This window comes from Cognatundibacterium oligocarboniphilum, assembly GCF_013377855.1.
Classification (GTDB): domain Bacteria; phylum Pseudomonadota; class Gammaproteobacteria; order Burkholderiales; family Burkholderiaceae_D; genus Undibacterium; species Undibacterium oligocarboniphilum.
The window spans coordinates 202,186-228,314 of the sequence record NZ_JABXYJ010000003.1 but is presented as its reverse complement, the minus strand read 5'-3'; the positions used below and the strand labels follow the sequence as shown (position 1 = coordinate 228,314).

25 protein-coding genes are annotated in these 26,129 nt (G+C 51.5%); 14 read left to right on the top strand and 11 right to left on the bottom strand.

What is annotated here, in order from left to right; genetic code table 11:
• The first annotated feature begins 1 nt into the window (after position 1).
• Positions 2–565, top strand: a complete 564-nt coding sequence (gene ahpC, locus HV832_RS06370; RefSeq protein ID WP_176802720.1) for an alkyl hydroperoxide reductase subunit C — start codon at positions 2–4, stop codon at positions 563–565.
• Positions 566–686: 121 nt separating this feature from the next.
• Positions 687–2,234, top strand: coding sequence for an alkyl hydroperoxide reductase subunit F (gene ahpF / locus HV832_RS06365; RefSeq protein WP_176802719.1), 1,548 nt, complete (start codon positions 687–689; stop codon positions 2,232–2,234).
• 159 nt (positions 2,235–2,393) lie between these two features.
• On the opposite strand, the gene HV832_RS06360 is transcribed toward ahpF, so the two are convergent.
• From HV832_RS06360 to HV832_RS06350, 3 genes are all read right to left on the bottom strand, one after another.
• A complete protein-coding gene (locus HV832_RS06360) occupies positions 2,394–3,338 on the bottom strand; it encodes a MurR/RpiR family transcriptional regulator (protein ID WP_176802718.1) in 945 nt (314 codons plus the stop codon).
• A gap of 274 nt (positions 3,339–3,612) precedes the next feature.
• Positions 3,613–4,710, bottom strand: coding sequence for a tRNA 2-thiouridine(34) synthase MnmA (gene mnmA / locus HV832_RS06355; protein ID WP_176802717.1), 1,098 nt, complete (start codon positions 4,708–4,710; stop codon positions 3,613–3,615).
• Positions 4,707–5,174 carry an NUDIX hydrolase gene (locus HV832_RS06350; RefSeq protein ID WP_176802716.1) on the bottom strand — a complete coding sequence of 156 codons (468 nt, stop codon included), beginning with the start codon at positions 5,172–5,174 and terminating at the stop codon, positions 4,707–4,709. The genes mnmA and HV832_RS06350 overlap by 4 nt, the downstream gene beginning before the upstream one ends.
• Before the next feature lie 514 nt (positions 5,175–5,688).
• Here HV832_RS06350 and HV832_RS06345 point away from each other — a divergent pair.
• The 5 genes from HV832_RS06345 to HV832_RS06325 all read left to right on the top strand — a co-directional run bounded on the left by HV832_RS06345 (position 5,689) and on the right by HV832_RS06325 (position 10,293).
• Positions 5,689–6,804: a Re/Si-specific NAD(P)(+) transhydrogenase subunit alpha gene (locus HV832_RS06345; RefSeq protein WP_176802715.1), complete on the top strand. Its 1,116-nt coding sequence runs from the start codon at positions 5,689–5,691 to the stop codon at positions 6,802–6,804.
• Between the two features lie 51 nt (positions 6,805–6,855).
• On the top strand, positions 6,856–7,215 hold the full coding sequence (gene panD / locus HV832_RS06340) for an aspartate 1-decarboxylase (protein ID WP_176802714.1): 360 nt from the start codon (positions 6,856–6,858) through the stop codon (positions 7,213–7,215).
• A 141-nt stretch (positions 7,216–7,356) separates the two neighbouring features.
• Positions 7,357–7,671 carry an NAD(P) transhydrogenase subunit alpha part 2 gene (locus HV832_RS06335; protein ID WP_176802713.1) on the top strand — a complete coding sequence of 105 codons (315 nt, stop codon included), beginning with the start codon at positions 7,357–7,359 and terminating at the stop codon, positions 7,669–7,671.
• Positions 7,671–9,116, top strand: a complete 1,446-nt coding sequence (locus HV832_RS06330; RefSeq protein ID WP_176802712.1) for an NAD(P)(+) transhydrogenase (Re/Si-specific) subunit beta — start codon at positions 7,671–7,673, stop codon at positions 9,114–9,116. The genes HV832_RS06335 and HV832_RS06330 overlap by 1 nt, the downstream gene beginning before the upstream one ends.
• Positions 9,117–9,468: 352 nt before the next feature.
• Entirely contained in the window at positions 9,469–10,293 is an 825-nt protein-coding gene (locus HV832_RS06325) for a tetratricopeptide repeat protein (protein ID WP_176802711.1), read from the top strand.
• A 48-nt stretch (positions 10,294–10,341) separates the two neighbouring features.
• On the opposite strand, the gene rocF is transcribed toward HV832_RS06325, so the two are convergent.
• Positions 10,342–11,253 carry an arginase gene (gene rocF, locus HV832_RS06320; RefSeq protein ID WP_176802710.1) on the bottom strand — a complete coding sequence of 304 codons (912 nt, stop codon included), beginning with the start codon at positions 11,251–11,253 and terminating at the stop codon, positions 10,342–10,344.
• A gap of 30 nt (positions 11,254–11,283) precedes the next feature.
• Positions 11,284–12,369, bottom strand: coding sequence for an ornithine cyclodeaminase (locus tag HV832_RS06315; protein WP_176802915.1), 1,086 nt, complete (start codon positions 12,367–12,369; stop codon positions 11,284–11,286).
• A gap of 333 nt (positions 12,370–12,702) precedes the next feature.
• Between HV832_RS06315 and HV832_RS06310 the strand changes: the two genes are divergently transcribed.
• Complete coding sequence (locus tag HV832_RS06310) at positions 12,703–13,158, top strand: Lrp/AsnC family transcriptional regulator (RefSeq protein ID WP_176802709.1); 456 nt, start codon at positions 12,703–12,705, stop codon at positions 13,156–13,158.
• Between the two features lie 123 nt (positions 13,159–13,281).
• Here the strand turns inward: HV832_RS06310 and HV832_RS06305 are convergent, their stop codons facing one another.
• Genes HV832_RS06305 through HV832_RS06285 form a run of 5 tightly spaced genes read right to left on the bottom strand, consistent with a single transcriptional unit; the run spans position 13,282 to position 17,873 of the window.
• Entirely contained in the window at positions 13,282–13,494 is a 213-nt protein-coding gene (locus HV832_RS06305; RefSeq protein ID WP_176802708.1) for a hypothetical protein, read from the bottom strand.
• Between the two features lie 55 nt (positions 13,495–13,549).
• On the bottom strand, positions 13,550–14,716 hold the full coding sequence (locus tag HV832_RS06300; protein WP_176802707.1) for an FAD-dependent monooxygenase: 1,167 nt from the start codon (positions 14,714–14,716) through the stop codon (positions 13,550–13,552).
• A 7-nt stretch (positions 14,717–14,723) separates the two neighbouring features.
• Positions 14,724–16,094 carry a Xaa-Pro aminopeptidase gene (gene pepP, locus HV832_RS06295; RefSeq protein ID WP_176802706.1) on the bottom strand — a complete coding sequence of 457 codons (1,371 nt, stop codon included), beginning with the start codon at positions 16,092–16,094 and terminating at the stop codon, positions 14,724–14,726.
• Positions 16,091–16,810: an N-acetylmuramate alpha-1-phosphate uridylyltransferase MurU gene (murU, locus tag HV832_RS06290; RefSeq protein WP_176802705.1), complete on the bottom strand. Its 720-nt coding sequence runs from the start codon at positions 16,808–16,810 to the stop codon at positions 16,091–16,093. Before murU ends, pepP begins: the two co-directional genes overlap by 4 nt.
• A 10-nt stretch (positions 16,811–16,820) precedes the next feature.
• The gene (locus HV832_RS06285; protein WP_176802704.1) at positions 16,821–17,873 is read right to left on the bottom strand and encodes an aminoglycoside phosphotransferase family protein; all 1,053 of its coding nucleotides are present in this window, start codon (positions 17,871–17,873) and stop codon (positions 16,821–16,823) included.
• A 218-nt stretch (positions 17,874–18,091) separates the two neighbouring features.
• Here HV832_RS06285 and HV832_RS06280 point away from each other — a divergent pair, with 218 nt between their 5' ends.
• From HV832_RS06280 to HV832_RS06255, 6 genes are all read left to right on the top strand, one after another.
• Positions 18,092–20,278: an LPS-assembly protein LptD gene (locus tag HV832_RS06280; RefSeq protein WP_176802703.1), complete on the top strand. Its 2,187-nt coding sequence runs from the start codon at positions 18,092–18,094 to the stop codon at positions 20,276–20,278.
• A 208-nt stretch (positions 20,279–20,486) separates the two neighbouring features.
• The gene (locus tag HV832_RS06275) at positions 20,487–21,830 is read left to right on the top strand and encodes a peptidylprolyl isomerase (RefSeq protein WP_223827210.1); all 1,344 of its coding nucleotides are present in this window, start codon (positions 20,487–20,489) and stop codon (positions 21,828–21,830) included.
• Complete coding sequence (gene pdxA / locus HV832_RS06270; RefSeq protein WP_176802701.1) at positions 21,830–22,873, top strand: 4-hydroxythreonine-4-phosphate dehydrogenase PdxA; 1,044 nt, start codon at positions 21,830–21,832, stop codon at positions 22,871–22,873. The genes HV832_RS06275 and pdxA overlap by 1 nt, the downstream gene beginning before the upstream one ends.
• Positions 22,870–23,652 (top strand): 16S rRNA (adenine(1518)-N(6)/adenine(1519)-N(6))-dimethyltransferase RsmA, encoded by a 783-nt coding sequence (gene rsmA / locus HV832_RS06265; protein ID WP_176802700.1) that lies wholly within the window; start codon positions 22,870–22,872, stop codon positions 23,650–23,652. Before pdxA ends, rsmA begins: the two co-directional genes overlap by 4 nt.
• A 62-nt stretch (positions 23,653–23,714) precedes the next feature.
• Positions 23,715–25,361 (top strand): glucose-6-phosphate isomerase, encoded by a 1,647-nt coding sequence (gene pgi / locus HV832_RS06260; protein WP_176802699.1) that lies wholly within the window; start codon positions 23,715–23,717, stop codon positions 25,359–25,361.
• A 138-nt stretch (positions 25,362–25,499) separates the two neighbouring features.
• Entirely contained in the window at positions 25,500–25,652 is a 153-nt protein-coding gene (locus HV832_RS06255) for a hypothetical protein (RefSeq protein WP_176802698.1), read from the top strand.
• Between the two features lie 32 nt (positions 25,653–25,684).
• Here the strand turns inward: HV832_RS06255 and gloA are convergent, their stop codons facing one another.
• Entirely contained in the window at positions 25,685–26,083 is a 399-nt protein-coding gene (gene gloA, locus HV832_RS06250; RefSeq protein ID WP_176802697.1) for a lactoylglutathione lyase, read from the bottom strand.
• Positions 26,084–26,129 lie beyond the last annotated feature (46 nt).

Here is a 26,129-nt window from a genome sequence, read left to right as displayed (position 1 = left end):
CATGTCACTGATCAATACAACTATCAAACCATTCAAATCCACTGCTTACCACAACGGCAAATTCGTTCCGGTTACGAATGAAGATCTGGCTGGCAAATGGTCGGTATTCGTGTTCTACCCGGCTGACTTCACATTCGTCTGCCCGACAGAACTGGGCGACCTGGCTGATCACTACGAAGAATTCAAAAAAATGGGCGTAGAAATTTACTCTGTTTCTACCGATACCCATTTCACACACAAAGCATGGCACGACACGTCTGACACCATCGCTAAAATCCAGTATCCGATGCTGGCAGATCCGACATTGCAAATTTCCCGTAACTTCGAAGTACTGATCGAAGAAGAAGGTCTGGCATTGCGTGGTACTTTCGTCGTCAATCCGGCCGGTGAAATCAAAGTCATGGAAGTGCACGACAACGGTATCGGCCGTGACGCCAAAGAATTGTTGCGTAAAGTACAGGCAGCACAATACGTAGCCAGCCACCCAGGTGAAGTATGCCCGGCAAAATGGACACCAGGTGCAGAAACACTGACACCATCTCTGGATCTGGTCGGCAAGATCTGAGTCCTGCCGCGCTACCGTTCCTCAGTGCCGCCATATTCCCGGCAGACAGCCTGATAAGAAAGCTGTTTGTCGGCAGCAGCGGTTCTGAGGAGCTTTTCATCACGAATCAGAAAGACGCATCATGTTAGACAGCACACTCAAAACGCAATTAAAAGCTTACCTGGAACGCCTGACCCGCCCGCTGCAATTAGTGGCATCGCTGGATGACAGTGATAAGTCCAGGGAAATGCAGGAATTGCTGCGTGAGATTGCTGAGTTGTCTGACAAAATTTCCGTGGTCGAACAATATGATGATGCAGAACGCAAACCTTCATTTGCGATCACATCTCCGGGACAGGTTATTTCCCTGCGCTTTGCAGGCATCCCCATGGGACATGAATTCACTTCGCTGGTACTGGCTTTGCTGCAGACCGGCGGTCATCCGCCAAAGGTTGATGCGGAGGTGATTCAGCAGATACAGCAACTCGACGGTAATTTTCATTTTGAGACTTATATTTCCCTGAGCTGTCAGAACTGCCCGGAAGTGGTTCAGTCGCTCAATCTGATGGCGGTGCTTAATCCGCGCATCAAATCCGTGACCATAGACGGTGCACTGTTTCAGAGTGAAGTAGAGCAGCGTCAGATCATGGCAGTGCCGACGGTGTATCTGAATGGTCAGGTGTTCGGTCAGGGACGTATGTCGGTAGAGGAAATTCTGGCGAAACTCGATAACAGCGTAACTGAACGTGCTGCAGAAAAACTGAATGCCAAAGAAACTTACGATATGTTGATCGTCGGCGGTGGCCCTGCCGGTGCAGCCGCAGCGATTTATGCTGCCCGCAAAGGAATACGCACAGGCGTCGTCGCAGAGCGCTTTGGCGGGCAGGTACTTGACACGATGTCGATTGAAAATTTTGTATCCGTGACGGAGACCGAAGGACCGAAATTCGCTGCGGCACTTGAGCAGCATGTCAAAACCTATGATGTCGATATCAATAATCTGCAACGCGCAGAAAAGCTGCTGCAAAAAGACGGATTGACCGAAGTACAGTTAGCCAGCGGTGCAACGCTCAGAGCGAAAACCGTGATTCTGGCAACAGGCGCCCGCTGGCGTGAAGTGAATGTGCCGGGTGAAAAAGAATACCGTAACCACGGCGTGGCTTACTGTCCGCACTGCGATGGTCCCTTGTTCAAAGGCAAACGGGTTGCCGTCATTGGCGGCGGTAATTCCGGCGTGGAAGCAGCGATTGATCTGGCTGGTATCGTCAACCATGTCACCTTGCTGGAATTTGCTGCGGAATTGCGTGCCGATGCGGTATTGCAGCGCAAATTGCATAGTCTGCCGAATGTGACCGTCATCACGCAGGCGCAGACGACAGAAATTCATGGTGACGGCCAGAAAGTGAATGGCATCAGTTATCAGGATCGCAGCAATAACAGTGTGCACCGTGTTGAACTCGAAGGTGTGTTTGTGCAGATTGGTCTGGTGCCGAATACAGAATGGCTGAAAGATACGCTGAACCTGTCACGTCATGGTGAAATCGAAGTCAATGCGCGTGGGCAAACTTCTCTGCCGGGCGTGTTTGCTGCCGGTGACGTTACGACCGTGCCGTATAAGCAGATCGTGATTGCTGTTGGTGAAGGGGCAAAAGCAGCGCTGAGTGCATTTGATTACCTGATCAGATCGTAATTATCTATTTAATGGAATGCATGGCCTGGTAATCGTGGGCTGGCAGAGCGGCCTGATCCGTCTATGCGAAAGAGAGATGAAGAAAGCCTTCAGGAAATTACTTTTCTGAAGGCTTTCTTCATACAAATGTCTGGCCACGGTGATGCCACAGAAATCGCATCAGGCTGGTCGGTTATCGTCGATGGATTTGATTTCCGATGCCAGACTCTTCCGCGTGGTGGCATTCGGTTCCTGATAAAGCCACGGCAGAACAAACTTGGTCATTTCCGATGCTGCATGAACCGGCGCCTTTGCCTGATGCGCGACTGCGCTGCAGATCGCTTCGATCAGACACAGTGCCGCACCTTCTGAATTCGGTGAAAAATGGCGGCGGGTCTGCGCGTACAGCGTAATGTCTGCCAGCGCCGCCAGTGGCGAACTGGGAGCATCCGTCAGTGCCAGTATCTGAACATTTTTCTCTCTAACCTGGCGCAGGATCGTCACTACATCTTCCGCATAGCGGGGAAAGGAAATGCCGATCACCAGATCACGTTCGGTATATTTGAACAACTGGCGGGCGACGGCAGAAGGGCCGCCGGTGCCGATGGTGGATTGCACCGTATTACAAAACGGATCGAGGCTGTGCGCCATTAAACCGCCCAGATAAGCGCTTGCACCGTATCCGACGATGTAGATCCGTTCTGCATTCAGAATCATTTTGACTGCCTGATTGCACAATTCCGGATCGAGTCCGCGGCGCGTAGCTTCCAGATTGGCGAGGTCTTCGTTCAGGGAACCGGCAATGATTTCCGTGCTGGTGGCGGGACGCTGCACCTCACTGCGTAAATTATCAATCGGCGCCAGCATTGCCTCGAATCCGCAAACCAGTTCAGCGCGGAATTGCGGATAACCTTCAAATCCCAGCGCCCGCGCGAACCGGTTGGCGGTGGCGACAGAAATGCCGACCGCATTGGCTAATTCATCAATAGACATCGTAGCCGATCGGAATACATTGGAGAGCACATAGTCAGCCGCTTTTTTGTGGGCTTTGGACAGACTCATATATACCTTGCCAATACGTGCATTGACTGTGCCGCCGAGGGCTTGCATATCAGGATGATTCATGATGGACTGGCAATTCCGGTGAAATGGGAATGTAAATATAATTTCATAAATTTCAAATGTAAAGCAATAAAACGTATCAAATAGCAGCAGAGGAAAGGATTTTCGCAATGTATGGTTACACCAAGAAAGCTGAAGATTGCTTTGAATGTTTGAAAATAGATAAATAATATTCGGCAATCACATTTTCCGGTGCGGTTTGTGCCGGCAGATGCGTTGGATGACTGCCGTGAAGGAGAATTCTGCCCCGCGCATGAATGGAGCGGAGCAGACGGGCTTATGGATGTGCGGAATGGATGATGCCGCCACCAAGGCAGATATCGCCATCATATAAAACAGCGGATTGTCCGGGTGTGACTGCCCATTGCGGGTCTGGGAATTGCAGTGAGAAATGCTCGTTGTTGCCAACGAAGTTGCAGGCGACATCAGGCTGACGATAACGTGTCTTGGCAGATAATACCGCTTGCTCCGGAGCGTGTCCGGCGATCCAGCTGACTTGCGTGGCGTCCAGTGCCGCCGACAGCAACCAAGGGTGGTCATGGCCCTGCACTACATACAAAGTGTTATTGACCACATCTTTGCGCGCCACATACCAGGCATCGCTGCTGCCATCCTGATTCTGGTGGGATTTGATCCCGCCGATACCGATGCCCTTGCGCTGCCCCAGCGTATAAAAACTCAGACCGACGTGCTGACCGATGATTTCACCTTCTGCAGTTTTAATGTCGCCAGGTTGGTAGGACAGGTAGCGATTTAAAAATTCCCGGAACGGACGCTCACCAATAAAACAGATACCGGTCGAATCTTTTTTCTTGGCATTCGGTAATTGCAGTTGTTCAGCAATTTTCCGGACTTCGGTCTTATGAATTTCACCGAGTGGGAACAAGGTATTCGCCAGTTGTTTCTGATTCAGCCGGTGCAGGAAATAACTCTGATCCTTGCTCGCGTCCAGCGCTTTCAATAATTGAAATTCACCATGCATTTCACGTACACGTGCATAGTGGCCGGTCGCGATATAGTCCGCTCCCAGTTTCATCGCATGATCCAAAAATGCTTTGAATTTGATTTCAGCATTGCACAGGACATCCGGATTCGGTGTGCGTCCGGCCTGATATTCACGCAAAAACTCAGCGAATACGCGGTCTTTGTATTCGCTGGCGAAATTGACGGCTTCAATATCCACGCCGACCACATCTGCGACGCTGACCGCGTCAATCCAGTCTTCGCGGGTCGAGCAATATTCGGAATTGTCGTCGTCCTCCCAGTTTTTCATGAAAAGACCAATGACTTCGTAGCCCTGTTCTTTGAGTAGCCAGGCAGAGACAGAGGAGTCCACGCCGCCAGACATACCAATAACAACTTTTTTCTTGCTCATAAGGCGCTCGGATGGGTAAACAACAGGGAAAGCGGTGCACGCTTGCCGCGCAGATAATCGTCAATACATTGCAGCACCAGCGGGCTGCGATGGAGGTGCTCGCTGTGCAGAATATCGTTATAGCTCATCCAGATTGTGCCCAGTATGCCGGTATCGAGTGGGCGGTTATATTCCTGACCCAGTTCACCGGTAAAGGCAAAGCGCAGATAAGTTACCTGTTCACCGGTGGGGGATACATAGCGTGACAGATACGTCCCGATCAGCGCGGTGGGCGTGAAATCGTGCGCGGTTTCTTCCAGCGTTTCCCGGATAACCGCCTGTTCCAGTGACTCGCCCGGGTCCAGATGACCGGCCGGCTGGTTGATGCGGATGCCTTCCGGCGTTTCTTCTTCCACCATCAGAAAACGTTTATTGGATTCAATGATAGCGGCGACAGTGACAGATGGTTTCCAGATAGCAGACATAACTTTTCTCAATGAGGGTGACATTTTACTTTGCCGTCAGAATTTATGTGGCAATCCAGCAAATCTGAAAGCGAATTAGCTAATGCAGAATTGATCTAATGGCGGCTTCGCCACCCGAATTTTTGGTCGGAATTTTCAAATTCCCGATTCAAATCGATAATAAGAATTTTTAAGTAATTGTTTTTAAATATAAAAATAAATATTTATGGAAATATCCGGTAATTGGCAATTCTATATTTTTATCAAAATAATACAGAAAATAATAAAAAACGAACGGTTGTGCTAAAAAACATTTTCCGTGTAATATCGTTGTCGAATATTAAATGTAAGCTTCAGGTAAGCATTTCGCCTCTGTGACTGAAATTTGTGAGCATAAAGCTCTGTGAGGCAGGACAGGCAGGTAGCAGATAAGCACGTCATTCGACATAAACATCCTGTGCAGCCGTACTGCATGCGCTGTGAAACCGGGTGCGTGTGATGAACGATTTTATTCACTTAATCAGGGAGCAAATCTATGAAAATCGGCATTCCCGCCGAGACTCGGCCCGGAGAGACGCGCGTTGCGGCAACTCCGGAAACCATCAAGAAGTACGTTGCTGCAAAACATCAGGTGATTGTGCAGTCTGGTGCTGGTGTGGCCTCGAGTATCACGGATGAAGCTTATCTGGCAGCCGGCGCACAGCTGGGTTCGGCTGCCGACGCATTCGGTGCCGAACTGGTGCTGAAGGTGCGGGCTCCTGATGCAGGCGAGCGGGCTTTGATCAAGTCTGGCACCGTTCTGATCGGTATGTTGAATCCCTTTGATGCAGAAAATATTGCCACCATGGCGGCACATGGTCTGAGCGCCTTTGCACTGGAAGCTGCACCGCGGATCACCCGTGCGCAGTCTATGGATGTCTTGTCTTCTCAGGCAAATATCGCCGGATATAAAGCGGTGATGCTGGCCGCGAATACCTATCAGCGTTTCATGCCTATGTTGATGACCGCCGCCGGAACCGTGAAGGCGGCCCGGGTATTGATTATGGGCGTCGGGGTTGCAGGCTTGCAGGCGATCGCGACGGCAAAGCGTCTCGGTGCCGTGATTGAGGCTTCCGATGTCCGTCCACCTGTCAAAGAACAGGTGGAATCTCTGGGTGCAAAGTTCATTGACGTTCCTTATGAAACCGATGAGGAGCGTGAGATTGCGCAAGGAACCGGCGGTTATGCGCGTCCTATGCCTGCAGCATGGATGCAGCGTCAGGCTGCGCTGGTGCATGAGCGTGCGAAACAGGCCGACATCATCATCACCACAGCGCTGATTCCAGGTCGTCAAGCACCGGTGCTGATCTCGGAAGAAACTGTCAAGGCAATGAAACCGGGCTCTGTGATTGTCGATATGGCGGTAGAGCAGGGCGGTAACTGTCCTTTATCCGAACTCGGAAAGACAGTCACGAAACATGGTGTGCATATCATCGGCGAGCCGAACCTGGCGACACTGGTGGCGGCAGATGCTTCTGCACTGTACGCCCGCAACGTGCTGGATTTTCTGAAGCTGATTATCGACAAGGATGCGCAGCTTGCGATCAACCGCGAGGATGAGATTGTCGCCGCCACTTTGCTGTGCGCCGGTGGCGAAGTGTTGAAAAAATAACTTCAGAAATAAACTGTATTTGAGTAAAAGGTATCAGAAAGCAGAAACATCATGCAAAGAAATATGCTCCGCGCCAAAATTCATCGCGCCACTGTGACCCAGTGCGATCTCCACTATGAAGGTTCCTGTGGTATCGATGAAGATCTGCTCGACGCTGCGAATATCATCGAGAACGAACAGATCGAGCTGTACAACGTCAACAACGGCGAGCGTTTTTCCACCTATGCCATTAAAGGCAAACGTGGCAGCGGTGAAATTTCATTAAATGGCGCCGCAGCCCGCCGTGTACAGCTGGGCGACCTGATGATCATTTGTACCTACGCCCCGATGACGGAACAGGAAACCAGCGGGTACAAGCCGAAAGTGGTTTTTGTTAACGCAAAAAACCAGATCACTGGTCTGAAGGAGTAATTGAAGCGCATATGCAGCCGCTTTCCGCTGAATATCATTCCGTCATCTGATCCAAAACTGCGATGGGAGTGATTCATCATGCCGGGCGCGCTGCATCTGAACTGATTTGTATGTCTTAATCCAAAAAACAGAGAGGACACCATGGAAGTTAGTCATACCCTTACCAATCTCATCATCTTTGTGCTGGCCATTTATGTCGGCTATCACGTGGTGTGGACGGTCACTCCGGCGTTGCATACGCCTTTAATGGCTGTCACCAACGCCATTTCCGCCATCATCATTGTCGGTGCCATGCTGGCTGCCGGCTTAACGGAAGGTTTGCTGGCGCAGATCATGGGAACCGTTGCCGTGGCATTGGCCGCAGTTAACGTTTTCGGCGGATTTCTGGTAACTCAGAGGATGCTGGAAATGTTCAAGAAAAAAGAGAGCAAAACAAACGCGAGGGAGAGCAAATAATGAGCATGAATCTCGTTACGATGCTGTATCTGATTGCATCCGTCTGCTTTATTCAGGCATTAAAAGGTCTGTCTCATCCCTCGACTGCGCGTCGCGGCAATGCATTTGGCATGGCCGGTATGGCGGTGGCAGTATTCACCACAGTGGCACTGATCGTCAAACTTAAAAACGAAGCGGCGGGCAGCGGTCTGGGTTACGGTTTGCTGGCGCTGGGAGTGATTGTTGGCGGCGGTATTGGTGCAACGCTGGCGAAACGGGTCGAAATGACCAAAATGCCTGAACTGGTTGCTGCGATGCACTCATTGATCGGTCTGGCTGCCGTCTGTATTGCCGTTTCGGTTGTGGCTGAGCCGTGGATTTTTAATATCACTGCACGTGATGCTGCTATTCCGTTCGGCAATCGGCTGGAATTATTTATCGGTACATTTGTCGGTGCGATTACTTTTTCCGGTTCCGTGATCGCCTTCGGTAAGTTGTCCGGCAAATATAAATTCCGTTTATTTCAGGGCGCGCCGGTCAGCTTTGCCGGTCAGCATATGCTGAACCTGTTGCTGGCAGTGGCGATGATCGGTTTCGGCCTGATCTTCTGCTTTGCACCCAGCGCTCAGCCAGCATGGATACCTTACTTGCTGATGACGGCCATCGCTTTTGTATTGGGTGTGCTGATCATCATTCCTATCGGCGGTGCTGATATGCCGGTCGTGGTTTCGATGCTGAACAGCTATTCTGGCTGGGCTGCTGCCGGGATTGGCTTTTCGCTCAATAATTCGATGCTGATTATTGCTGGCTCACTGGTAGGGTCTTCCGGCGCCATCCTGTCCTACATCATGTGTAAGGCAATGAATCGCTCCTTCTTTAACGTCATTCTCGGCGGTTTCGGTGGCGAGGCAGCGGCAGCATCTGCTGGCACGCAGGTACAGCGGAACGTGAAATCCGGTTCTCCGGACGATGTGGCCTTTTTACTTGGCAATGCTGAAACCGTGATTATCGTCCCGGGCTATGGACTGGCGGTCGCTCGTGCCCAGCATGCGCTGAAAGAACTGACTGAAAAGCTGACGCACAAAGGTATTACCGTCAAATATGCGATTCATCCGGTTGCCGGTCGTATGCCGGGGCACATGAATGTGTTGCTGGCCGAAGCTGAAGTTCCGTACGACCAGGTGTTCGAGATGGAAGACATCAACAGTGAATTCGGACAGGCTGACGTGGTGCTGGTATTGGGGGCGAATGATGTGGTCAATCCTGCTGCCAAAGATCCGAAATCACCGATTGCGGGTATGCCGATTCTGGAAGCTTATAAGGCAAAAACGGTGATCGTGAACAAACGCTCCATGGCTTCCGGCTATGCCGGTCTGGACAATGAACTCTTTTACATGGACAAAACCATGATGGTCTTTGGCGATGCCAAAAAAGTCATTGAGGATATGGTGAAAGCGGTCGAGTAATCTGCGTATCCGCTCTTTTTCCTTCAGAAACCTCCTGTATTCGCAGGAGGTTTTTTTTATGAATGAAAATTTGTATGCAATCAATGGACTGGCAGTACGTCTTAACGGAAGTCAGTTGCCAATTTTTAGTGCATTAAAGGCATTCAATTTTTCCAATCAATGGAATATTGTACTAATATATTAATACATCCATGTTGATTCAACGTAACTGAGAAATGCAGAAAACTCATTGTCAGTTGACAGCATAGTTATCCGGGTATTCTGAAAAATTTTCTTGAATCTCATTTATGACGCTGTTTGAATTCGTGGATTATAAAAATCACAGTACTTCATTTCAATCGGGGGAAGTTGTATGAAACGATGGATCAGTATTACCTTCTTATCGAGTATTGCAGGCTTGGCTTTTGCGAATGATTTGACAGAAGCCGCCAGACTGGCGGAGAAAAAGGATTTTGGACATGCGATTCCGATTTACAACAAGCTGGCACAGAATGGGAATGCGGACGCTCAGGAAGCGCTGGGAGAGCTTTACTGGTATGGCGATGGTGTGAAAAGAGATGAACAGATTGCAGAAAAGTATTTCCGGCAGTCTGCCATGGGAGGAAATGTCAAAGGTAAAGAATTTCTGAAGTTAATCGCTGACCGTACCGCCAACCGGGAGAAAATTTTGTACTACACCAGTCAGTTTGATGGCAAAGAGGTGCAATTGAGTGCATTTCAGTGTGGTACACCAGTTATTCCTGAAGTGTCTAAAACCAATGAGGAAATTAAAAAAGTACAAAATGAATTTTCAGCCTGGACAAATTGTTATAACCGGTTCGCTGAAAATCTGACGAATTCTTTGCCGGCTGGAAAAATTATTCCTAAAGATATTGAACGTCTTATGAATGAGGATGAAATGGATGCGGCAACACAGCGCATGGATAAAGTATATGCAGTTGCTGCAAGTGATGCAAAGAAAACACTGAATGAATTGATGCAGCGTCAGGAGCAATGGAAAAAGGCCACTGAAGATTTTATCGTTGCAAACAATAAGGCAGTAGAGAAACAGATTGCTTTTCAACAGGAGCAGGACAAGCAAAACCAGCAAAATCTGATGAGTGCTAAAACAACCGGCATGGGCCCTCCGAATATGGGGGGGCAGACCAATGGTACGCCATCCGGAGGGAAGAAATAAGCAAAATGCTACAAAAAAGCCGCTGTATCAGCGGCTTTTTTGTACAACTCACATTCTGACCAGTGTGGATTTCCCAAACAGGCTTTCAATCAGGTCGACTGCCAGAATAGCAGTCTGATTACGGACATCCAGCGCTGGATTCAGTTCCACCACATCGAGCGACGCCAGCAATCCGGTATCGGCGATCATTTCCATGCAGAGCTGTGCTTCGCGGTAGGTTGGGCCGCCTAACACTGCCGTACCGACACCCGGAGCAATTCCGGGGTCCAGGCAATCCATATCGAAACTGACATGGAGGTGGGTGTCAGAGTCTAACCCTGCGAGCACCGAACTCATGACATTGCGCATGCCGTATTCGTCGATGTAGCGCATGTCGAAAACCTGCATGCCCATATCATGGATGAATTTTTTCTCTCCGGCATCCACACTGCGGATACCGATCAGCCGTATGTCTGCGGGCTGAATAGCGGGGGTGACACCCGAATAAGCGATCAGTTCTTTGGGGCCGTGCCCCATCAGGCAAGCGACTGGCATACCGTGAATGTTACCGGTCGGGCTGATGGTAGACAGATTGCTGTCGGCATGCGCGTCAAACCATAAAACGCGTAATTTTTTCCCGACCCGCCGACAGTGGGCCGCTACTGCGCTGATTGAACCGATAGCCAGGCAATGATCACCGCCCAGCATCATCGGCAAATGCCCATTCAGCAAAGCTTCATTGACAGCATCATAAACTGCCTGATTCCAGTCGATGGCCTGTGTCAGGTGGCGCAAACCATTCACCGGCTGTTCCCAGGGATTGGCGGGGCCATGCAGGTTGCCGTGGTCAATGACGCTGAGCTGGCGCGCTTCCAGCGCTTCATTCAGTCCTGCTACCCGCAGAGCATCAGGCCCCATGCCTGCACCCCTGACGCTGGCGCCGACATCTGTTGGCGCCCCGATGATGGAAATAGTTTTCATTCTTATGATGATGGATCGTGATAGTAAAAATTAAGCGTGTACTGCGTGTATCGGTACTGCAGGGGCTGCGAAACTGACCGGTGACTGTGTAGAGGCAATCGTGCCGTTCATTCCCATGCCAAACAGATCTTTGGGATTCAGCATTTCCGGAATCAGATCAAGTACCGGGGAATTTTTCTGCACAACGTATTTTTCCAGATAACGCATGGCAGAAAAATCTTCCAGTGCAAAGCCGACTGAATCGAATACCGTGACTTGATGTGCATTCTCGCGTCCCATTGCATCGCCGTTGAGCACTTGCCATAACTCAGTGACCTGAAAATCAGCCGGCATCTGCTGTAATTCACCTTCTATTCTGGATTGCGGTTCGTATTCAACCACAACCCGTGCGTTTTGCAAAATCCCGGCATCCAGCTCGGTTTTTCCCGGGCAATCGCCACCAACGCCATTGATATGCATGCCCGATTCAATCATTTCTGCGGTCAGGATGACGGCATTGGTTTTATCTGCCGTCACAGTCGTGACAATATCCGCGCCTTTAACGGCTTCTGCCACCGAGCGGGCACGAATTACGCGCAGTGCTGGATAGGCGCTTAGGTTTCGTACCAGTTTATCCATCGCTGCCGGATCAACGTCAAAGACGCGCAATTCCTGAATCCCCAGCATGGTATGAAAAGCGATAGCCTGAAATTCGCTTTGCGCACCGTTGCCGATCAGTGCCATGCTGCGGCTGTCTGGTCGTGCCATGTAGCGTGCGGCAAGGGCAGACGTCGCTGCCGTACGGATGGCGGTCGTGAGCGTGAGTTCTGACAGCAAGCGGGGATAGCCGGTGGCGACATCCGCCAGTACACCGAAAGCGGTTACCGTCAGCAAACCGGCCTGAGTATTTTTCGGGTGGCCATTCACATACTTGAATGAATAATTTTTTCCATCCGAAATTGGCATCAATTCAATCACGCCAATCTCGGAATGATTGGCAACACGGGCTGATTTATCAAAGCTGCTCCAGCGCAGATAGTCTTCCCTGATCATTTCCGCCATTCGCGTAATCGCGGTTTCAAGCCGTACCTGGCGTAAATGGGTTTGCATTTCCTTTGTGCCGATGAAGGTCACCATGATGTTCTCCGTGATGTTGATTGATCTGTCTGGAACATCGTCATTGAACTTAGCCAGAGATAAAGCATCTGAGGCATGTCCGGAAGCTGTTGCGAAATTTTTCCACATTTCGCAAAAGCCTCAAGCAAAACCTGCTTTCCAAAACAACGAGTCCTGATATTCATTGTAGCCAGACCCGGTGATAATAAGATTGCTAAATGTGTTGTTGATTCGATTTAATTGGAAATAAAATTTCTCTTTTGATTTAAAAAAAGTATTTTTATTTCAAAAATAAAGTTTTATATAAAATAAATGAGAAAATAACTGAAAAAATGTCTGCGAAAAGAGGTCAAGTTGGATAATTATGATTTAAGTATTTTGCGGCACTTGCAGGATGATGGTCGTATCAGCAATCTGCATCTGGCTGAAAAAATACATTTGTCTGCACCGCAAACCCTGCGCAGGGTCAGGACGCTGGAAGAAAAAAAGGTGATACGCGGTTATGTGGCGCAGGTGGCACCTCAGGCTGTAGGGCTGGGAGTGATGGCTTTCGTCAATCTTTCACTGGACCGTGAACAATTCCGCAACGTCAGGGAAGTTGAACGGCAACTGATGGCGTTCCCCAACATTATTGAATGCCACACGATTTCCGGAGATTTTGATTACATCCTGAAAGTGGTGGCGGCTGATCTGAAGAGTTTGTCTTTGTTTCTGACGGATACTCTGATGCAGGTGCCGGGAGTGGCATCGCTGCGGTCGATGATTTGTATGGAGGAAATCAAGCCGGTCAGTGGTTTGCCGATCGGCTGATTGCTTGTCTGATATGCCGTCGCGGGATGCTCGGCATGCACCCTGATCGGCGACCGGCAGATCCGGTGCAGTGTAGAGACAGCAGGGCGGCGATGTGCTGCGCCGCCTTGCTATCATGCTATTTCAGCGTGTAATGACAAAACGCAGGCTGAATTTTTTAAAGTAACGATAGCTGTTGCCCAGTTTTTTTAAGGCTTCCTGTGAGTCAGAGACGGATTCCCCTTCCTGAATGAAATCGGCTTTGAATTCCTCAAAAGCGGCATTCAGTACGGTGGCCAGTTGGTAGTTATATAGCCGGCCATAATTCAGCAAACGTCGTTTGGTACGTAATTTCATTGATTTTCCTGTTTGTCAGAGGTTAAAGGGGATCAAGGGGATTAAGGGGATCAGTTTAGCGCCAGCCATACATCATGTGTCCGGCAAGAACTTTTTTAAGCGGAGGAACCATGTCCAGCATACCGAGCCCGAGACCGAGCATTGACTGCGTCAGCGACGCGTACTCATCCTGTGCAAAAATGCGTGCTAGCGTGTCGGTCAGCCGAATGGTGAGCTGGCGATCAGTGCGTCTTTGCTGCAGGAATTGCTGCAACACGTTCTGAGCATTATTGCCTTGCCTGCTCAGACATTGCGCCAGCGTATAAGCGTCGCGCAGCCCCAGATTCAGCCCTTGTCCGGCAACCGGATGCAGGGTCTGGGCGGCGTTGCCGATACAGACCGTGCGTGCCGTTGCCTGGGCTTGCGCATTCAGGCCCAGAGGATAAGCCGAGCGGGCGGATATCTTGCCCAGGTTACCCATACGTTGGCCGAATTCCTGCTGCAACGCCTGGATGAAATTCGTATCGCTGAGACTCATCAGCTGCTCCGCCCGTGCCGGGCGGACACACCAGACCAGCGCATAGCCCTGATCCTGAGGAAGCAGCGCCAGCGGACCTTGTTCTGTGAAACGCTCGAATGCGCGACCAGGACGGGGTTGCTCAAATTCTACATGGGCGATGAGGGCGGTTTGCCGGTAATCGTGCCGTTGCAATCGCTGCGACTGGTCTGAAAATGTGCCACCTTCCGCTTGCACTACAATATTGGCGCTTTTGCAGAAACGGGTGTTCGTTGCGGGCTGATACAGATTGAGTCGCACGTGATCGTCAGCTTCCTCCAGGTTTTCCACCAGACATGGCCGGAATTGCTGCACCTCGGTGGCAACCAGTGCAGCCTGCATCGGGCGGATGATGTCGCCGTAACAGGCAACCTGACCGAGTGCCGGTACCTGGTGTTCTTCAGCCCGGATCAGCGTGCGGCCAAAATAGCCGCGGCGGGAGACATGGATTTCACGGATAGCAGTTGCCCGTACCGGCCAGCATTCCGCCATCTGCAGGATTTGCTGACTGCCGTAGGACAGCGCAATCGTGCGCGCATCCTGTTCCACCTGGGCACTGGTTTTGGCATCGAATAAGGCGATGCGTTGTGCTGCAATGCCATGTTTCTGCAATAACAAGGCGAGCACTTGTCCGACCGGACCTGCGCCGCAGATGGCTATATCAAAATCATTCATCGTTGCTGGCATGATTTCCTCATGAACACATGGTGTGCTGACGCATTTCCGACTCAATCTCGGCCACTGTTTTTGGCGTATCCCGGGTCAGGTTCAGATACCCTTCCGGCGTGATCAGAATATCGTCTTCAATACGGATACCGGTATTCCAGTAAATTTCGGGAACACCCTCTGCCGGACGGACGTAAAGTCCGGGCTCAATCGTCATAACCATGCCGGGTTCCAGGTGACGGTAAGGACGCTCGTCACCCTGCTGATCCGGCTCGCGGTACTGGCCGACATCGTGCACGTCCAGTCCTAGCCAGTGCCCGGTGCCATGCATATAAAACTGGCGGTAAGCCTGACTGGCAATGGCGTCATCGACGTCACCGACCTGATTTTTGTTTAACAATCCGGTATCGAGCATGCCCTGCGTCAGCACGCGCACGGCGGCATGATGACCATCCATGTAGCGGACACCGGGGCGGACGCAGTCGAGTGCTGCCTGTTGTGCTGCGAGCACCAGTTCATACAGGGTTTGTTGCGCTTTGCTGAAGCGGCCATTGGCGGGAAAGGTCCGGGTGATATCGGCAGCATAACTGTCGAATTCGCAACCTGCATCAATCAGGAGTAGTTCGCCGTCACGGATCTGAGACTGATTGTTCTGGTAATGGAGTACGCAGGCATTGGCGCCGCTGGCCACAATGGCGCCATAGGCTGGCGATTGTGCACCATGACGGCGAAAGGTATGCAATAACTCTGCCTCAAGTTCGTATTCAAATTGTCCGGGGCGCGCATGCTGCATCGCACGCAGATGCGCCTGGCCAGAAATCGTTGCTGCGCGCTGCATCAGCGCAACTTCATGCGTGTCTTTGAATAAGCGCATTTCATTGAGTAGCGGACGGATATCGATCACCGTGTGCGGCGCCAGAACACCGGAACGGCTGCGTTCGCGCACGGCTTGCAGCCATTGCTGTAAAGACGGATCAAGATGCGGCGTATTGCCCGAGCTGTAAAACAAATACGGTGTGTCCGACAGAATATCCGGCATACAGGCATCGAGATCGGCAATGGGGTATGCATGGTCGAAGCCGAACAGCTCTTGTGCGGCGTGCGGGCCATAGCGGTAGCCATCCCAGATTTCATGGTCAGGATTTTTTTCGCGACAGAATAACAGGGATTGCTGCCGGCCATGACGGACTGTCAGCACGATGACTGCTTCCGGTTCACAAAAGCCGGACAGGTAATAAAAGTAGCTGTCATGCCGGAACGGGAAATGATTGTCGTTGTTCCGTATCCACTCACGTGCCGTCGGGATAATCGCAACGCCGCCGCCCCGTTGTTCCATTTGCGTCATCAACGCTTGGCGGCGCTGCTGGTAGCCATGCAGATTTGCCGGTACCGTGCTCATGACTGCTGATGCGGGAATAGCGGTGCATTGAGTGCGCTCAGTTGTTCCGGAGTGCCCAGATTATGCCACTCGCCGCGGTACAATTCGCCACCGACCCGTCCGGCATCAATGAATTCACGCAGCAGGGGCCCCAGTTTTGCATGATCGCCCGGGCGGATACTGGCAAACATCTCAGGCCGGTAGACGCCGATATTGGCAAACGTATGACGCGGCGTCCCTTCATTGGATAAACCCATGAGCGTCATGGCAAAGTCCCCGGTCGGGTGGAAGGACGGATTTTTGACCATATACAGCCAGGCGATGTCGCGCTGATCCGGAGCATGCGGGTTGCCCCAGGGATCGTTATCTTCCAGCGTATTCAGGCACTCTTTGAAATCGAAATGGGGAATGTAGATATCTGCGGATACGGCGACAAATGGTGCATCACCCAGCAGCGGTAATGCCTGGGCGATGCCGCCTGCCGTCTCCAGCGCCTGTTGCTCTGCAGAGTAAAGCAGTCGCGCACCGTACTGCGAACCATCACCCAGCGCATCCTCAAGCATGTGGCCCAGATGGGCATGGTTGATGACGATGTCAGTAATACCTGCTTTGACCAGATTCAGAATGTGCCAGACAATCAGCGGCCGTCCGCGCACCTTGAGCAGCGGTTTCGGGCAGGTATCGGTCAGGGGGCGCATCCGTTCACCGCGTCCCGCGGCAAGTAACATGGCTTTCATGGTTTCCACCTCAGAACGTGTAGCCGACTTGTGGCGCAGTATTTTCCAGCTCATCGAGCAAGCGGAGCAATGGCACCAGCTCTTTGTAACGATGGGCAGTCTTGCGAACATAGTCCATCACGGTCGGGATATCATTCAGATAAGTATCCTTGCCGTCACGATGGGACAAGCGGGCGAAAATGCCCAGAATCTTGAGATGACGCTGCAAGCCCATCCATTCGAAATCACGGTAAAAATGGTCGATATCCTGTGGCACAGGTAACCCGGCACGACGCGCCTTTTCCCAATAGCGGATCGCCCAGTCGAGCACCATTTCCTCATCCCACTGCACATACGCATCACGCAACAGCGACACCAGATCATAGGTAAGCGGACCATAGACCGCATCCTGAAAGTCAACGATACCGGGATTACCCTTTGCCATCCAGATCAGATTGCGGGAGTGGAAGTCACGGTGCACATATACCTGGGGTTGCGCCAGCGCGCTCGCCAGCAGATGGTCGAATACGGTATTTAAAGTTTTATTCTGTGCGTCAGTGAGCGTCACTCCGAGGTGTTTGCCGATATACCATTCAGTAAAAATATGCAGCTCGCGCTGTAAAAATGCGCGGTCATATTCAGGCAGCACATCAGGCTGGCTCTGTGTCTGCAGCAGAATCAGCGCCTCAATCGCATCCATATACAACTGATGTGCCGTATCGTGATTGAGAACGTGGGCATAGGTGTGGGCTCCCAGATCGGTCACCAGCAGAAAACCCTGCTCCAGGTCGTATTCCAGCACCTCCGGCACGGATAAATGTGCCGCTTTCAGAAGTTTTGCCATGTTGAGATAAGCGGTGGAATTTTCTGTTGCTGGTGGTGCGTCCACAGCAATCACGCTTTCCCCGGAGCTCGTATCTATCCGGTAAAACTGACGGAAGCTGGCATCTGCCGATGCTGGCCGCATACTGGTCAGCTGTAAATTCTGTGCGCTTTTCTGCGCCAGCCAGATACTTAAAGCCAGGCGGCGCTGTTCTTTTTGTTCCGAAGCCGGTTGCATAATTGAGGACGTGTTGAGTGACATGAGAAAAATGAGCGAGTTTGTTTGTGCGTAATGTTCAGGCGGTTTTAACAGCATTTCACCTATAATAGACGATTGATTTCTGGCGGATGATCTGATGACACTGTCCGGAATGCTTGCCAAAACGCTTACTGACTTCTGAATTCATGCGCAGGAAACCCGTATTATCTCACTCACCGCTATTGTTTCCTACTATCCCGGCGATTGTTGCATCGGTACTTGTGCCCGCTTTTTTTGCCCAGGCCCAGGCGCAGAGCGTTACCCCTCAGAGTTTTGAAGAGGACAGGCTGCTGCGTCAGCAAAGTTACAAGATGCTGCAGCAGGAAAAACAACCCGACGATAAAAATGCGCCGACTCTGATTGAATCCGGGAAATTCTGGGGCAGACCGGAGCGTTTCATCCATTTCGAACATGAAGTTGAAATTCTCAAAGGTGGTACGCAGGTCAATGCTGACCGGGCCAGCTACAGCTTTCTGGAAGACGAAGTGACAGCGGAAGGCCGCGTCCGTATGCTGCGTAATGGAGATTGCTATAAAGGTGACAGTGTCCGTATGCAGCTCGATTCAGGTGCCGGTAATGTCGTTAATCCCGTCTATAAATTATTGCGTAACAATGCGCAGGGTAACGCAGAGCGTATTGATTTTCTCGATGAAGAACGTTCTATCGTCAACAATGGTACTTACAGTACCTGCGAAGGGTTGAATCCTGACTGGTACCTGCGTTCGGATACACTGAATCTCGATACCGGGCTTGATACTGGCATTGCCGGGAAGTCGGTGCTGTATTTTATGGGAACGCCAATCCTGGCGACGCCATCGCTGACTTTCCCGTTGTCCGGTGCGCGTCACTCCGGGTTTTTGCCGCCCGTGGTCGGTGCCTCGTCGAAAGGCGGCGTTGAATTCGCATTGCCGTATTATTTCAATATTGCGCCAAACCGCGACCTGACTTTATATCCAAAGCTGATTTCCCGTCGTGGCCTGCAGTTGGGGGCTGAGGGGCGTTATCTCGGTGAAACATATCGGGGTGAAACGAGTATTGAAGGGATGGCCAACGATCGTCTGACCAATTCCAATCGCTACGCGCTGACTTCCGTCCATCAGCAGCAGCTGACGCCGCAGTTGCGGCTCGAATGGAATCTGAATTCTGCATCGGATGATAATTACCCATCCGATTTTTCGAACTCGATCACCAAAACCGCGCAACGTCTGCTGCTGCGTGATATCAGCCTGACTTATTATGGCGCATTCTGGAATACGTCTTTGCGTACAACCGGCTATCAGGTTTTGCAGGATGTGACGGCGACAACGCCGATTGCTCTCCCGTATAGCCGTTCCCCTGAATTGCAGTTTCATGCTGAAAAATATGACTTAATGGGGTTTGACTGGACGCTTGACAGTACATGGACACGTTTTCAGCATCCGACGCTGGTTCAGGGGGATCGCCTGGTCGTGACTCCTCAGCTTTCTTTGCCGCTGATTCGGCCGGGGTATTTTGTGATTCCCAAAATTTCCCTGCATGCAAGCAAATATGAACTGGTCAATCCGAGGAAAAAGCAGAATCCCTCTTACCAGCTGGAAATCCCAACTTTCTCCCTTGACAGTGGTTTGATTTTTGAACGCCCCAGTCAGTTGTTCGAGAAAACGGCGACGCAAACTTTGGAGCCAAGAATATTTTATGTAAATACCCCGTATCATCGTCAGGGTAGATTGCCGAATTTTGACAGCGCCATTGCGGATTTTAATTTTACGCAGATTTTTAGCGCGAACCGATTTACAGGACAAGACCGGATTGGTGATGCTAATCAGGTAACCTTAGCTTTGATTTCCCGTTTTCTCGAAGAAGATGGGGCAGAACGGTTAAAACTGGCGATTGGGCAGAGATTCAATTTCAGTAAGCAGAGAGTGACCTTGGATGGCGTAAAAAATCCTGGCCGCTCAGATTTGCTTCTGACTGCAGATGGCAGAATTTTTGATACGCTGAGCGCTGAAACCGCCTTGCAGATCAGTCAGAGTACGCATCAATCGGTTCGTGCAACCTATGGCGTCAGCTGGCATCCGGAACCTAAAAAAGTGCTGAATCTGGCGTACCGTTTTCAGCGCGATACACTGGAGCAGGTTGACTTTTCCGGGCAATGGCCGCTAGCCAATCGTTGGTATGCAGTTGGTCGGACGAACTACTCATTGATGGATAAACGGATTGTGGATGGTCTGGCTGGATTTGAATACAAGGCAGATTGCTGGTCGTTGCGTTTTGTGGCGCAGCGGTTTGCGATCGATAGTATCAACAGTAATACCGGATTTTCGATTCAGCTGGAACTGAACGGACTGGCGCGGCTGGGTGTCGGAAATAACCCGATTGAAGCATTGAAGCGGAATATTTCCGGTTATCAGCCGATTTCCGAGCGCTGAACTGAACGAGTGTGACCGAAACGGTGCCGGAACGAAGACACAGATTCAGGACAGCCGTAGGGACGTTGATTGCCTCTTGGTAATATCAGGAAACTTTGTTTGTGAAATACGTACCAACGTGTATATTGCAGCTTTTGCGCCGGAAGGATGCGCTGTTCCGGCAGCATTGCTTAACCAGTTTTAGAACATTATGCGACATTTACTGCACATGAAACAACGCACACTTTTTTCCGCCATCGCTGTTTCAGCAAGTCTGCTGGCCAGTCAGGCTGTTTTTGCCCAGCAATCGGTTGTTCCATCGAAATCACCCAAAGCACAACTGGTGAACAATATTGTTGCGGTTGTCAATGACGAGATCATTACCCGGCAGGAACTGAACGAGCGAATGGCTTCCGTCGAGCGTCGTCTGAAAGCGCAGGGAACGGCGTTGCCGGATCGTGCCGACCTGCAGAAGCAATTGCTGGAGCGCATGATTATTGACCGGGCGCAGCTGCAGCTAGCGAAAGAAAACGGCATGCGCGTCGATGATGTGATGCTGGATCGCACATTGCAGCGCATGGCCGAACAAAACAAGATGAGCCTGCAGGAATTCAGAAATCAGATTGAACGTGAGGGTACATCCTATGCCCGTTTCCGCGAAGAGATCCGTGACGACATCATGATGCAGCGTATCCGCGATCGTGAGGTGGATAGCAAGATCATCATCACCGAATCAGAAGTCGATAGTTATCTGGCCGCGGAAGCCAGCGCCAAAGCAGGCAAACAGGAAGTCAACCTGTCCCATATCCTCGTGCGCATTCCTGAAAATGCAACTGCAGAACAAATTGCCCTGCGCCGCAACCGTGCGGAAGAAGTTGTGCAAAAACTGCGTTCCGGCGGTGATTTCGCCAAGCTGGCAGTGACATACTCCGACAGTGGCGAGGCGCTGAAAGGTGGGGAGATCGGCTGGCGCGAACAGGACAGAATTCCGCAATTATTTGTCGATGCCATCAATAAACTGAAGGTCGGCGAATTCTCCGAAATTATCCGCAGTCCGAATGGCTTTCATATTTTGAAGCTCGCTGGCAAACGCGCCGCCAGCGATGCCCAGAATGGCGCTGCGACTGTGCAGCAGACCCGTGTACGTCACATCCTGATCAAGGCAAACCAGATTGTGACCGAGGCGGAAGTGCGCCAGAAACTGGTCGAACTGAAACAGAAAATCGAAAGCAAGGCCGCAACATTTGAAGACATGGCGAAATCCTTTTCTGCAGATGGCAGCGCTGCTAAAGGCGGTGAGCTGGGCTGGATTTATCCTGGCGACACGGTGCCTGAATTTGAACAGGCGATGAATAAGCTGAAAGTCAACGAAATCAGTGATCCTGTGCAGTCACCATTTGGTTTTCACCTGATTCAGGTGCTGGAACGCAAGACGGAAGATCAGTCGAAAGACCGCCAGCGCATGGCTGCCCGGCAGGTGTTGCGCGAGCGCAAAGCAGATGAAGCGCAACAGGACTGGTTGCGTGAGTTGCGTGACCGCACTTATGTCGAATACCGTGCGGAAGATCAATAATGCCTGATTCCAAAATGCCGGTGATCGCGGTCACAGTAGGAGAACCGGCAGGGATCGGTCCTGAAATTTCTATCCGTGCTGCCTGGGCTTTGCGGCAGCAAATGCGGCCGGTGCTGATTGGTGATGCGGCTTATCTGGCGATGCTGGCAAATGAAATTGATCCGTCGATACGGTTGATGGGCATTTCCCTGCAGGCCATGCGTAACGCCGGCTTGCCCGCTACAGATCAGCAGCGTGTAACGGTGATTGACTGTCCGCTGAATGCCCATGTAATTGCCGGTCAGCTTGATCCGCGCAATGGCCGTGCTGTGCTGCAGACGCTGGATGTGGCGGTGGAGAGCGTGCAACAGGGATGGTGCGATGCCATCGTGACCGCGCCGCTGCAGAAAAGTACCATTAATGAAGCCGGAGTCCGGTTCAGCGGTCATACCGAATACTTGGCAGAAAAAACGCAGACACCGCAGGTGGTGATGATGCTGGCCTGCGATGCCAATCCTCAACTTTCACAGCCGTTACGGGTGGCGCTGGCAACCACGCATTTGCCACTCAGAGATGTGCCGGATGCGATCCGATCCGATGAGCTGCTGCGTACTATGCAAATTATTGACGCAGACTTGCAGCAGAAAATGGGAATTGCGCATCCGCGTATTCTGGTGACCGGATTAAATCCGCATGCCGGAGAAAATGGCTATCTGGGACGGGAAGAAATCGAAATCATCGCCCCCGTCATCGCTCAGGCGCAGGCACTCGGACTGCAGGTTTCCGGCCCTTATCCGGCAGATACGCTGTTTCAGCAAAAATATCTGGCGCAGGCAGATTGTGTGCTGGCAATGTATCACGACCAGGGGCTGACTGTACTCAAGCACGCCAGTTTTGGACTGGGTGTCAATATCACGCTGGGCTTACCCTTGATCCGGACTTCGGTCGATCATGGAACAGCGCTCGATCTGGTAGCACAAGGTGTCGGACACGCTGATACCGGCAGTATGCAGGTGGCACTGCGCACTGCAGCTGCCATGGCAATGACGAATATTAAAAAATGAAACACATTCCACGAAAACGTTTCGGGCAGAATTTCCTGACCGATCAGCTCGTATTGAGCCAGATTATCCGCGCAATCCATCCGCAAAGCGGCGAAGTGATGGTGGAAATCGGCCCCGGACTGGCGGCGATGACCACGTTGTTACTGGACGCATTGCCACAGATGCATGTGGTTGAGCTGGATCGGGATCTGGTCACCCGCCTTAAAAAAAATTTCCCTCCTGAAAAGTTGATTATTCATGAAGGAGATGCGCTGAAATTTGATTTCAGTTCCATACCGTTAACACCGGGGAGGAAATTGCGGGTAGTCGGTAACTTGCCCTATAACATTTCCAGTCCTTTGCTGTTTCATCTGGCCGACATCGCGGGCATCGTCGAAGATCAGCATTTCATGCTGCAGAAAGAAGTGGTCGAGCGCATGGTGGCGGAGCCGGGCAGCAAGGCTTACGGGCGCCTGTCCGTGATGCTGCAATGGCGTTACCACATGGAGCTGCTGTTTATCGTTCCCCCCGAAGCATTTGATCCGCCGCCGAAAGTGGATTCTGCGATTGTCCGTATGATCCCCAAGGCGGAAGTGCTGGATTGTGCGCAGGCGGATCTGGCAGCTGTCGTAACCAAAGCTTTTTCGCAGCGGCGTAAGGTGATCCGTAACTGTGTCGCCGGAATGTTTACCGAGCAGCAACTGACCGGGGCAGGAATTGATCCGCAGTCACGGCCGGAAACGGTTGCATTGGAACAATATGTGAATCTGGCGCGGATGTTGACGCATTCAACGTCGTAACCCCTTTTGCCGGAAGCGTTGTACAGTAATTTTTGTTTGCTCACCTGAGACGGATTGCACCCATGAATATTACGCTGACGCCTGAATGGCGATCTTTGTTACAGCATCAGAAACGCCTTGAACGCAAGCATTTGCGGGATTTGTTTGCAGAAGACGCGCAACGGTTCGAACATTTTTCCGCAGAGCTTGATGGTTTGCTGGTGGATTATTCCAAGCAACGCATTGATCAGCCCGCCTTGCAAAGCCTGCTGGCGCTGGCTCGTTTGTCCGATGTGGAAAGCTGGCGTGACCGGATGTTTTCTGGCGAGAAAATCAATATCAGCGAAGACCGTGCCGTATTGCATACTGCTTTGCGTTATTCCGATTTCAAGCCATTTCCTGATGCTGAAAACGACGTGATGCCGCAAGTGAGAGCGGTACGCAAACAGATGCGGGACATTGTTGAGCGGGTTCGCAGCGGCTTATGGCGAGGTTTCAAAGGCGATGCGATACAGAATGTGGTCAATATCGGCATCGGCGGCTCTGATCTGGGACCTAAACTGGCAACCCGCGCGCTGTCAGCGTATCAGCACCCGAATCTGCACTTTTATTACGTCTCGAATCTGGACAGCGCACATCTGGCCCCTCTGCTTGAAAAACTCGATCCGCGCACCACACTGTTTATCGTCGCATCCAAGACATTCATCACTCAGGAAACCAGCATCAATGCACAGACTGCACGCACCTGGCTGATGGCGGCCGCCATGGAGGAGTGGGCGATTGGCAAACACTTTATTGCCGTCACCTCAAGTCCTGGCAAGGCGCATGAATTCGGTATTCCGGATGACAATATCCTGCAAATCTGGGATTGGGTCGGCGGGCGTTATTCTCTTTGGTCAGCGGTCGGCTTATCTGTGGCGCTGGCGATCGGGATGAATGGATTTGAGCGCTTGCTGTCCGGTGCAGAAACTATGGATCTGCATTTCCGGAAAACGCCGCTGGAGAAAAATCTGCCGGTGTTGCTGGCGCTGATTTCCATCTGGAATACCAATTTTCTCGGTGCGGAAACCAGCGCCATCCTGCCATACAATGAATCGATACGTCATTTGCCGGCATTTTTGCAGCAACTGGAAATGGAATCGAACGGCAAGACAGTCAGCCGCGACGGCGAAGCGCTGACCTGCCGTGCGAACCCGATTGTCTGGGGACAGATCGGAGTCAACGGGCAGCATGCTTTCTTTCAGCTGCTGCATCAGGGCGGCTGGCTGATTCCTTGTGACTTCGTGGTGGCGGCATCCAGCGATCATCCATTACCAGGCCATCAGGCGCCTCTACTGGCAAATTGCCTGGCGCAAAGCGCGGCGCTTGCTTTTGGCAAAACCGAAGCGCAGGCACGTGAAGAGCTGACGCAGGCAGGACTGACGGAAGCCCAGATTGCCCGTTTATTGCCGCACAAGGTATTCGCCGGGAACCAGCCTTCCACTACGATTCTGATGCCTAGTCTTGACCCGTTTCAGCTTGGCATGCTGTTGGCGTTGTACGAGCATAAAGTGTTTGTGCAGGGGGTGATCTGGAGCATCAACTCCTTTGATCAGTGGGGTGTGGAACTGGGTAAGCAACTGGCAAACCGCCTGTTACCGGCGATCATGGGCGATCAGGCTTACGATGCGCAGCTCGATACATCTACCTGCGGCCTGATTTCTTACTTCAGAAGACATGGTCACGTCTGAGAACAGGGCGATTAGCCGGTGAATCGTTAAAGAATGCAAAAAATGGCTGCCAAACAGCTTTGGCAGGAGAGAGTCTGATTGACCGGTGAACACCGGGGGTTATATAAATAGATATCTCAACTCACCGGAGTTTGCATCATGTGGGCCAGCATTTTCACCGGGTTAGCTTTGCTGTTTATCCTGAGTCTGATTGTTGTTATGAAAGCCATGAACCATGAGGCGAAACAAGCAGAAGAAGGGAAAGAACTTAAAGTCGTGCGTCTGCGTGATCACCGGAAAACAGAGACCTGATCTGTGTTTCCCGGTGCTCTGAGACCAGCCGCTTACAGCCGGACTTCTGACGTGCGTTGGATCAGTTCGATCTTATAGCCATCCGGATCCTGCACGAAAGCGATGATTGTTTTTCCGCCCTTCACCGGACCTGCTTCACGGGTCACCAGACCACCGCGTGTTTTCACGCTTTCGCAGGCGGCATGCACATCCGGCACGGCAATGGCGATGTGACCGTAAGCGGTACCCAGCTCGTATTTTTCCACGCCGTAGTTGTACGTCAGTTCCAGCTCGGCATGTTCCGGATTACTGCCATAACCCAGAAAGGTCAACGTGTACTGGTACTCGGGATTATCGGACTGGCGCAGTAAATGCATACCTAACACCTTGGTGTAAAAATCGATTGAACGTTGCAGATCGCCGACGCGCAGCATGGTATGTAAAATTCTCATTGGATGTCCTTTCGTTGCGGGTGATTCGTGAATAATGAAACTGGAT

Bases quoted from the DNA above. Each gene is read 5' to 3' on its own strand.
- ahpC (WP_176802720.1), top strand. From the start codon at position 2: ATGTCACTGATCAATACAACTATCAAACCATTCAAATCCACTGCTTAC.
- ahpF (WP_176802719.1), top strand. From the start codon at position 687: ATGTTAGACAGCACACTCAAAACGCAATTAAAAGCTTACCTGGAACGC.
- HV832_RS06360 (WP_176802718.1), bottom strand. From the start codon at position 3,338: ATGAATCATCCTGATATGCAAGCCCTCGGCGGCACAGTCAATGCACGT.
- mnmA (WP_176802717.1), bottom strand. From the start codon at position 4,710: ATGAGCAAGAAAAAAGTTGTTATTGGTATGTCTGGCGGCGTGGACTCC.
- HV832_RS06350 (WP_176802716.1), bottom strand. From the start codon at position 5,174: ATGTCTGCTATCTGGAAACCATCTGTCACTGTCGCCGCTATCATTGAA.
- HV832_RS06345 (WP_176802715.1), top strand. From the start codon at position 5,689: ATGAAAATCGGCATTCCCGCCGAGACTCGGCCCGGAGAGACGCGCGTT.
- panD (WP_176802714.1), top strand. From the start codon at position 6,856: ATGCAAAGAAATATGCTCCGCGCCAAAATTCATCGCGCCACTGTGACC.
- HV832_RS06335 (WP_176802713.1), top strand. From the start codon at position 7,357: ATGGAAGTTAGTCATACCCTTACCAATCTCATCATCTTTGTGCTGGCC.
- HV832_RS06330 (WP_176802712.1), top strand. From the start codon at position 7,671: ATGAGCATGAATCTCGTTACGATGCTGTATCTGATTGCATCCGTCTGC.
- HV832_RS06325 (WP_176802711.1), top strand. From the start codon at position 9,469: ATGAAACGATGGATCAGTATTACCTTCTTATCGAGTATTGCAGGCTTG.
- rocF (WP_176802710.1), bottom strand. From the start codon at position 11,253: ATGAAAACTATTTCCATCATCGGGGCGCCAACAGATGTCGGCGCCAGC.
- HV832_RS06315 (WP_176802915.1), bottom strand. From the start codon at position 12,369: ATGGTGACCTTCATCGGCACAAAGGAAATGCAAACCCATTTACGCCAG.
- HV832_RS06305 (WP_176802708.1), bottom strand. From the start codon at position 13,494: ATGAAATTACGTACCAAACGACGTTTGCTGAATTATGGCCGGCTATAT.
- HV832_RS06300 (WP_176802707.1), bottom strand. From the start codon at position 14,716: ATGCCAGCAACGATGAATGATTTTGATATAGCCATCTGCGGCGCAGGT.
- pepP (WP_176802706.1), bottom strand. From the start codon at position 16,094: ATGAGCACGGTACCGGCAAATCTGCATGGCTACCAGCAGCGCCGCCAA.
- murU (WP_176802705.1), bottom strand. From the start codon at position 16,810: ATGAAAGCCATGTTACTTGCCGCGGGACGCGGTGAACGGATGCGCCCC.
- HV832_RS06285 (WP_176802704.1), bottom strand. From the start codon at position 17,873: ATGTCACTCAACACGTCCTCAATTATGCAACCGGCTTCGGAACAAAAA.
- HV832_RS06275 (WP_223827210.1), top strand. From the start codon at position 20,487: ATGAAACAACGCACACTTTTTTCCGCCATCGCTGTTTCAGCAAGTCTG.
- pdxA (WP_176802701.1), top strand. From the start codon at position 21,830: ATGCCTGATTCCAAAATGCCGGTGATCGCGGTCACAGTAGGAGAACCG.
- rsmA (WP_176802700.1), top strand. From the start codon at position 22,870: ATGAAACACATTCCACGAAAACGTTTCGGGCAGAATTTCCTGACCGAT.
- pgi (WP_176802699.1), top strand. From the start codon at position 23,715: ATGAATATTACGCTGACGCCTGAATGGCGATCTTTGTTACAGCATCAG.
- HV832_RS06255 (WP_176802698.1), top strand. From the start codon at position 25,500: ATGTGGGCCAGCATTTTCACCGGGTTAGCTTTGCTGTTTATCCTGAGT.
- gloA (WP_176802697.1), bottom strand. From the start codon at position 26,083: ATGAGAATTTTACATACCATGCTGCGCGTCGGCGATCTGCAACGTTCA.